Annotated in this window: 4 protein-coding genes and 1 pseudogene; 3 read left to right on the forward strand and 2 right to left on the reverse strand. The window is 69.9% G+C overall.

The features are described 5' to 3' along the window. Positions 1-58: 58 nt before the first annotated feature. Complete coding sequence (locus H4N64_RS15070) at positions 59-1,504, reverse strand: CCA tRNA nucleotidyltransferase (protein WP_186282806.1); 1,446 nt, start codon at positions 1,502-1,504, stop codon at positions 59-61. Between the two features lie 211 nt (positions 1,505-1,715). Between H4N64_RS15070 and H4N64_RS15075 the strand changes: the two genes are divergently transcribed. The 3 genes from H4N64_RS15075 (at position 1,716) to H4N64_RS15085 (ending at position 8,234) form a co-directional block, all read left to right on the forward strand. Beyond that, entirely contained in the window at positions 1,716-4,088 is a 2,373-nt protein-coding gene (locus H4N64_RS15075; protein WP_186282807.1) for a DUF6049 family protein, read from the forward strand. A gap of 44 nt (positions 4,089-4,132) precedes the next feature. Beyond that, the gene (gene murJ, locus H4N64_RS15080; protein WP_186282808.1) at positions 4,133-6,415 is read left to right on the forward strand and encodes a murein biosynthesis integral membrane protein MurJ; all 2,283 of its coding nucleotides are present in this window, start codon (positions 4,133-4,135) and stop codon (positions 6,413-6,415) included. A 118-nt stretch (positions 6,416-6,533) separates the two neighbouring features. Continuing rightward, complete coding sequence (locus H4N64_RS15085; protein ID WP_186282809.1) at positions 6,534-8,234, forward strand: protein kinase family protein; 1,701 nt, start codon at positions 6,534-6,536, stop codon at positions 8,232-8,234. Between the two features lie 55 nt (positions 8,235-8,289). On the opposite strand, the pseudogene H4N64_RS15090 reads toward H4N64_RS15085, so the two are convergent. Next, positions 8,290-8,768: pseudogene (locus H4N64_RS15090) on the reverse strand (hypothetical protein); the annotation flags it as partial.

The raw sequence follows: 8,768 nt of genomic DNA on the forward strand, positions 1-8,768 counted from the left end.
CGCCCCTCGGTGCGTCCGGGGTCATGTTTCACGTGAAACATGACCCCGTTTCACAGCCTCAGCCCTGCTCCTCCTCGGCCCACCACTCCTTGAGGGCAGTCACCGCGGCGTCGCGTTCCATCGGGCCGTTCTCCAGCCGCAGCTCCAGCATGTGCTTGTAGGCGCGGCCGATGACCGGGCCCGGGCCGACTCCGAGGATCTGCATGATGTCGTTGCCGTCGAGGTCCGGGCGGATCGCGTCCAGCTCCTCCTGCTCCTGGAGCTGGGCGATCCGGTCCTCCAGACCGTCGTACGCCCGGGACAGCGCGGCCGCCTTGCGCTTGTTGCGGGTCGTGCAGTCCGAGCGGGTCAGCTTGTGCAGCCGGTCGAGCAGCGGTCCCGCGTCCCGGACATAGCGGCGGACCGCGGAATCCGTCCACTCGCCGGTGCCGTAGCCGTGGAAGCGCAGGTGGAGTTCGACCAGCCGCGAGACGTCCTTCACCAGTTCGTTGGAGTACTTCAGCGCCGTCATGCGCTTCTTGGTCATCTTCGCGCCGACCACCTCGTGGTGGTGGAACGAGACCCGGCCGTCCTTCTCGAAGCGCCGCGTACGCGGCTTGCCGATGTCGTGCAGCAGCGCGGCCAGGCGGAGGGTCAGGTCGGGACCGCTCTCCTCCAGGGCCATCGCCTGCTCCAGGACGATCAGCGTGTGCTCGTAGACGTCCTTGTGCCGGTGGTGTTCGTCACTCTCCAGCCGCAGGGCCGGCAGCTCGGGCAGGATCCGATCGGCGAGACCGGTGTCGACGAGCAGGGACAGACCCTTGCGCGGGTGGGCGGAGAGGATCAGCTTGTTCAGCTCGTCCCGCACCCGCTCCGCCGAGACGATCTCGATGCGCTCGGACATCTCCTTCATGGCGGTGACGACCTCGGGAGCCACCTCGAAGTCGAGCTGCGCCGCGAAACGCGCGGCCCGCATCATCCGCAGCGGATCGTCGGAGAAGGACTCCTCGGGCGTGCCCGGGGTGCGCAGCACACGCTCCGTGAGGTCACCGAGCCCGCCGTGCGGGTCGATGAACTCCTTCTCCGGCAACGCGACGGCCATCGCGTTCACCGTGAAGTCACGGCGGACCAGATCCTGCTCGATGGAGTCGCCGTACGACACCTCGGGCTTGCGCGAGGTCCGGTCGTACGCCTCGGACCGGTAGGTGGTGACCTCGATCTGGTAGCCGTCCTTCTGAGCACCCACCGTGCCGAAGGCGATCCCGACCTCCCATACGGAGTCCGCCCACGGGCGCACGACCTTCAGGATGTCCTCGGGCCGGGCGTCGGTCGTGAAGTCGAGGTCGTTGCCGAGCCGGCCGAGCAACGCGTCCCGCACCGACCCGCCGACCAGGGCGAGTGAGAACCCGGCCTCCTGGAAACGGCGGGCGAGGTCGTCGGCGACAGGCGCGACCCGCAGCAGTTCACTCACCGCGCGGTGCTGCACCTGACTCAGGACACTGAGGTTGTCTTTGGCGTTCGGCACAACAAAAGAGGGTACGTGGCCGGAACGGCCCCCTGCGCCCCCATTAACGTGCACAGACCCGCTCCCTTTCATACGGGCACATAGGGGACAGCCCGGGGGTACGAGCCGATCTTGTGGAGGAGTCCGCGGCACTTCCCCTCAGCGCGCATCGTTACCATGCCTGGACGCACATTCCGACGACCACTGACGACGACGAGGGACGGGCGAGCGCGTGGCCGAGGCGGCAGACTTCCAGGGGACGAGTGCCTCACCTGCCCGCCGGTGGCTGCGGCGCACCGGGGCACTGCTCGCCGGTGCCCCCCTGCTGGCGGGGCTTCTCCAGCTGCCCGCCGCGTCCCCCGCCGAGGCCGCCACCGCCTCCGAGACGGTCGCTGTCTCCGTGGACTCCCTCACCCCGAGCATCCCCACGGACGGCGACACGCTGACCGTGTCCGGCACCGTGACGAACAACGGCAAGCAGGCGGTCACCGACGCCCAGGTGGACCTCCGCGTCGGCCAGGAGCTGAACACCCGCTCCGGCATCGACACCGCCGCCAAGACCACCGGCCACCAGCCGGGCACCGACGGGGTGCCGGTCGGCGGGAAGTACGTCGAGAAGTTCTCCAAGCTCACTCCGGGCGTCTCCGAGTCCTTCGACATCTCCGTACCGGTCGACGAGCTGGACCTGGGCGGCAACGGGATCTACCAGTTCGCGGTCTCCCTGTCCGGCCAGACGGCCGCGCAGCCGTGGCCCCAGGTGCTCGGCATCCAGCGGACCTTCCTGCCGTGGCAGCCCGACGGGCCCGACACACAGACGAAGACGACCGTGCTGTGGCCGCTGATCTCCACCGTCCACATGACGGCGCAGACGGGGTCGAACGAGTCGCAGACGCCGGTCTTCCGCGACAACGACCTCGCCAAAGAGCTCGCGCCGGGCGGCCGCCTGGAGCAGATGGTCTCCCTCGGCAAGGACCTCGACGTGACCTGGGTGGTCGACCCGGACCTGCTGGCCTCCGTCGACGCCATGACCCGCAGCTACCGCGTCCAGGACGAGGACGGCACCACCACCACGGCCGGTACCCGCGCCGATCAGGAGCTCGCCAAGCAATGGCTCGCCGAGCTTCAGGACGCGGTGGCGGACAACGAGGTCGTCGCCCTGCCCTTCGCCGACCCCGACCTGGCCTCCCTCGCCCACAACGGCACGGCCGTCACCGGCTCGCTGGGCCACCTCAAGGAGGCGACCGATGTCGCCGCCGACACCGTCGAGTCGATCCTGCATGTGGAGCCGACCACCGACTTCGCCTGGCCGGTGGACGGCGCCGTGGACCCGTCGATCGTGAAGGTCGCCACCTCCGCAGGTGCGGACAAGGTGATCGCGCGCAGCGACAGCCTGGATGAGACGGCGGGCCTCACCTACACGCCCTCGGCGGCCCGCCCCATCGGCAGCGGTACGACGGCGGTGGTCGCGGACGCTCGGCTGTCCACGGCGTTCCAGGGCGACATGACGAGGGCGTCCACCTCGACGCTCGCCGTCCAGCGGTTCCTGGCCCAGAGCCTGGCGCTGAACCTCCAGACGGACAAGCAGCGCAGCATCGTCATCGCCCCGCAGCGCATGCCGACGGCCGGCCAGGCCCGGGCGCTGGCGGAGGCGGTGACGGCCCTCCAGGGCGGCGGCTGGACCGAGCCCCAGGACCTCACCGAGGCCGCCACGGCCAAGCCGGACCCGGACGCCACCACCAAGGTCCCGTCGGCGTCCGCCTACCCCTCCGCGCTGCGCAAGCAGGAGCTCCAGCGGTCGGCCTTCGAGCAGATCGCGGCCACCCAGGACAAGCTCGACAAGTTCAAGGTCATCCTCAGCAACGAGTCCCGGGTCGTGACCCCCTTCGGTCGCGCCATGGACCGCGGGATGTCCACGTCGTGGCGCGGCCGCGGCACCGAGGCGGCCGTGTACCGCAACGACGTGGAGACGTACCTGGAGTCCCTGGCCGACCAGGTCACCCTGATCGAGAAGTCCGAGACCAAGCTCTCCGGCCGCAGCGCCACGATCCCCGTGACCGTGCAGAACAACCTGGTCCAGGGCGTCGACAACCTGGTGCTGCGGCTCACCTCGACGAGCCCGAGGCGCCTGAAGATCGGCGGCTACGCCTATGAGGAGCAGCCGGTCACGGTCTCCGGCGGGCACAGCCAGACGGTGAAGTTCACCACCTCCGCCGAGGCCAACGGCCAGGCCGAGGTGATCGCCCAGCTCTACACGGAGGACGGGCAGAAGTACGGTGACCCGGTCAAGTTCGACGTGAAGGTCACCGAGTTCACCGCCACCGTGATGCTGGTCATCGGCGGCGGCTTCCTCCTCCTCGTCCTCGCCGGCTTCCGGATGTACACGCAGCGCAAGCGTGCCGCCCGGGCGGTCGAGGAGAACGGCCCCGACACCTCCGACGAGAACACGGACGGACCGGAGAACCCCGAGGGCCCCGACGACCGTCCTACGGAGGAGTCCGGATCCGGTGCCGGGGCAGACGACCCGGAGCAGCCGAGTGACCCGGCACCGGACACCCCAGCGGAAAGCGCCGACCCGTCCGGCACGGGTGAGAGAGTGGACCGTTGAGGATGTCGTGGCCGGTGGGCCCGGGACGATGAGGTGGGGTAACCATGAACGCGCCGTACGACGGTGCCCGCGGCCAGGGCGCGGGCAGCTCGGGCTACCCCGAGGGCCCGCCGCCCGAGCATGGCCCGGTGCCGCCGCAGCCGCCCGCGGACATGTACCTCCAGGACGCCTACGACCAGGACCCCTACCGGGCGCAGGACCTCTCGGCCCAGGACCCGGTCGCCGAGGCGCTCTACGACCGCGCCGCGCACCCCCCGCCGCCCCCGGGCTCGTACGCGCCGCAGCAGCCGCTCTACGCCCAGCCCCAGCAGTCGCCGTACGCCCCCGACCCGAATGTGTGGGCCCAGACCCCGGCCCCCGAGCCGGACGGCGCCAGCCAGTACCTGCCCTACGGCGACGATCCGCGCACCACGCAGTACGTGGGCGTCGACGACCTGGTCACGCACTCCGCCGACGAACGCCACGAGCCCGACGCCTTCGCCCACCTGTTCAGGGACCAGCAGCAGGGCGGCGTCCGCCCGCCGTACGAGCAGCCGTCGGTGCCGGGCCCTGCGTCGGAGCCCGGGCAGTACCAGCAGCCGCAGCCGGCCGGCCCACCCCCGGCCGACGCGACCATGAACCTCGGCACCGCACCGGTACCACCGCCGGCCTCACCGACTCCGGCTCCCGCGGCTCCAGCGGCTTCCGCGAAGAGGGGCGGGAAGGCCGCGGGCCTGCTGAAGTCCAGCGCGGTGATGGCGGCGGGCACGATGGTGTCCCGGCTCACCGGGTTCATCCGGTCGGCGATGATCGTGTCGGCGCTCGGTGTGGGTCTGCTCGGCGACACCTTCCAGGTCGCCTACCAGCTGCCGACGATGATCTACATCCTGACCGTCGGCGGCGGCCTGAACTCCGTCTTCGTGCCGCAGCTGGTGCGCGCCATGAAGGACGACGAGGACGGCGGCGAGGCGTACGCGAACCGTCTGCTGACGTTGGTGATGGTGGCGCTCGCCGCTCTCACCACGCTCGCGATGGTCGCCGCGCCGCTCCTGGTGAGCGCCCTGTCGACCAAGGTCGCCAACGACCCCGCCGCCAACGACGTGGCGGTCACCTTCACCCGCTACTTCCTGCCCTCGATCTTCTTCATGGGCGTCCACGTGGTGATGGGCCAGATCCTCAACGCCCGCGGCAAGTTCGGCGCGATGATGTGGACGCCGGTCCTGAACAACATCGTCATCATCGTGACGCTCGGGATGTTCCTCTGGGTGTACGGCACCGCTGAGCACTCGGGCATGGCGGTCACCAGCATCCCGCCGGAGGGCCAGCGGCTCCTCGGCGTCGGCGTGCTGCTCGGCCTGGTCGTGCAGGCCCTGGCGATGATCCCGTACCTGCGCGAGACGGGTTTCCGGTTGCGATTGCGCTTCGACTGGAAGGGCCACGGTCTCGGCAAGGCGGCGATGCTCGCCAAGTGGACGATCCTGTTCGTCCTGGCCAACCAGGCGGGTGCGCTCGTCGTCACCCAGCTGTCCACCGCGGCCGGCGTCAACGCCGATGTCGACGGAACCGGCTTCGCCGCCTACGCCAACGCCCAGCTGATCTGGGGTCTGCCGCAGGCCATCATCACCGTCTCGTTGATGGCCGCCCTGCTGCCGCGTCTTTCCCGCTCGGCGGCCGAGGGCGACCGCGGCGCCGTCCGGGACGACATCTCCCAGGGCCTGCGGACGACGGCGGTCGCGATCGTCCCCATCGCCTTCGGGTTCCTGGCCCTGGGCGTCCCGATGTGCACGCTGATGTTCGGCTCCTCGGGCACCAGCGAGGCCACCAACATGGGCTACATGCTGATGGCCTTCGGCCTCGGCCTCATCCCGTACTCCGTGCAGTACGTCGTCCTTCGTGCCTTCTACGCCTACGAGGACACCCGAACCCCCTTCTACAACACGGTCATCGTGGCGGCCGTCAACGCCATCGCCTCGGCCGTCTGCTTCTTCGTCATCCCGGCCCGCTGGGCCGTCGTCGGCATGGCCGCCTCGTACGGCCTGGCCTACGCGATCGGCGTCGGCGTCGCCTGGGCCCGACTGCGCAGGAAACTGGGCGGCGACCTGGACGGTGCACGGGTGATCCGGACGTACGCGAGGCTCGGCATCGCCTCGATCCCGGCCGCGCTGCTCAGCGGTGCGGCCTGCTACGGCATCGCCCAGAGCCTCGGCCAGGGCGTCCTGGGCTCCTTCGCGGCCCTGATCGTCGGCGGCGCCGTCCTGCTCGGGATCTTCTTCGTCTTCGCCCGCAAGATGCGCATCGAGGAGCTGAACTCACTGGTCGGAATGGTCCGCGGGCGTCTGGGGCGCTGAGGCGGGGGTAAGCGCACAACCATCGTCCGCCGCTGCGTGTCGTGCATAGCGGCGGACTGTGGGCACAATTGGTTTCGGCGTCTGAGAGCGCGCAATGGATGGGGAGGCAGGAGCGACGGTGGCGGAACGGAGCACGGCTGCCGTCGACGTGGCAGACAACAGCGGCGACGAGTCGCTGACCGCACAGGCGGACCAGTCCACGGCCGACGGGGTGGTCAAGAATCGGGAGCGGGACACGGACACCGACCAGGCACAGGGGAGTGGCGGGACCGAGGGTTCCGGGAAGGCCTCACCACCGGAACTGCACAGCGGCCACAAGCTCGCCAGACGCTACCGGCTGGAGGAGTGCGTCACCCGTCTGGACGGTTTCAGCAGCTGGCGTGCGGTGGACGAGAAGCTGCGGCGCGCCGTCGGCGTCCACATCCTGCCCGCGGACCATTCACGGGCCCGTTCCGTGCTGGCGGCCGCCCGCTCCTCCGCGCTGCTCGGCGACCCCCGCTTCGTCCAGGTGCTGGACGCCGTCGAGGAGAACGACCTCGTCTACGTCGTCCACGAGTGGCTGCCCGACGCCACCGAGCTGACGACGCTACTGTCCGCCGGGCCGCTGGAGCCGTACGACGGCTACCAGATGGTCTCCCAGGTCGCGGCGGCCATGGCGGCCGCGCACCGGGAGGGCCTCGCCCATCTGCGGCTGAACCCCAACGCGGTGCTGCGCACGTCGACCGGCCAGTGGCGCATCCGCGGACTGGCCGTCAACGCCGCGCTGCGCGGGATCAGTTCGGACACTCCGCAGCGCACCGACACCGAATCGATCGGCGCCCTGCTGTACGCGGCGCTCACCCAGCGCTGGCCGTACGAGAGCGACGCCTACGGTCTGTCCGGGCTGCCCAAGGACGTCGGTCTGATCGCTCCCGACCAGGTGCGGGCCGGGGTCCACCGCGGTCTGTCCGAGCTGTCCATGCGCGCGCTCGCCAACGACGGCGCGACCGCCTCCCGCCACGAGTCCGCGTGCACGACGCCGGAGGAGCTGGTGAAGGCGATCAGCGAGATGCCGCGCATCCGCCCGCCGGAGCCGGCGTTCACCGCACCGCCGGAGTACCAGCGCACGACGTACCAACAGGGCACGTACGGCCGCCAGGCCCCCCGCCCCGGCGCGCCCCAGTCGGTTCCTGCCCCGCCGCCCCCGCTCCAGAGCCGCACGGGCCGGGCCCTGAAGTGGGCCGTCTCGGCGCTGCTCATCGCCGCGCTGGGTCTTGGCAGTTGGCAGCTGGCGGATGCCCTCATGGACCAGGGCAACAAGTCCGACGACACGAATCAGACGCAGACGACGGACGGGGACGACAAAAGCCCGAAGAAGCCGGCGAGCGGCAAGCCGATCGCCATCCAGAGCGCTCATGACTTCGACCCGTACGGCGAGGACGGCACCGAGTACCCGGAAAACGTGTACAAGGTCTATGACGCCGACCCGAAGTCGTACTGGGAGACCAGCTATTACGAGGGCGCCGACCTCGGGAACCTGAAGCCGGGTGTCGGAGTCGTCCTCGACCTCGGCAAGGCCCAGCAGGTCGGCAAGGTGACCGTCACATTCAAGGGGAGCACGTCCGTCGAACTCCGTGCCGCTTCCGGCGACACCGGTGTGATGCCGACGTCCCTGGAGGGCTACGCCAAGGTTGCCGAGGGTTCGGGCACGACGGTGACGCTCGAGCCCGGCAAGGACCTCAACTCCCGGTATCTGCTGGTGTGGCTCACCGAGCTGCCGATACAGGCGGACGACGGCAAGTGGCGCGGGCGGGTCATGGACGTCAAGGTGACCAGCTGACGTCTCGCACGACGGGTTCGGCCCGCGGCCCTGTACGGGTCGCGGGCCGACCTGTTCAGTCGTCCGGGTCGAGCAGCTTGCGAGCGGCAGCCACTTTGGCGGTCTGAAGTTCTTGGAACCGGTCGAGAACCGCCTGGTTCTTCTTGATCAGGCTCCGCTGGACCGCGGACTCCGCTTCGTTCCAGCGATGGATCAGATCCACCTTCTCCTTGCACCGCACATCGCGCTGGGCCACGGCACGCTCATGGTCGGAGATCGACCCTTTGGAGAACTCGGCACTGCCCATGGCCGCCAGCGGGGTGGGGTAGGAGTAGCCCTTGGCCTTCATACAGGCCGACCACTCCGAGAAGGCCTTCTTCACGCTCGGAGCGGTGAGTGACTTCTTGAACCCGTCGAAGTCGACGGTCCGGGCCGCCGCCACACCCTTGGCGTAGTCGTAGGGAACCCGCACGATCCGGTCCGCCTCACCCATGCACCCTCCGCTGGGGATGGGTTCGCCATGGGGCGCCTTGGCTCCCCGGGCCAGAGCCTTGC

This window comes from Streptomyces cupreus, assembly GCF_014257025.1.
Taxonomy (GTDB): Bacteria; Actinomycetota; Actinomycetes; order Streptomycetales; family Streptomycetaceae; genus Streptomyces; species Streptomyces cupreus.

Bases quoted from the DNA above. Each gene is read 5' to 3' on its own strand.
- murJ (WP_186282808.1), top strand. From the start codon at position 4,133: ATGAACGCGCCGTACGACGGTGCCCGCGGCCAGGGCGCGGGCAGCTCG.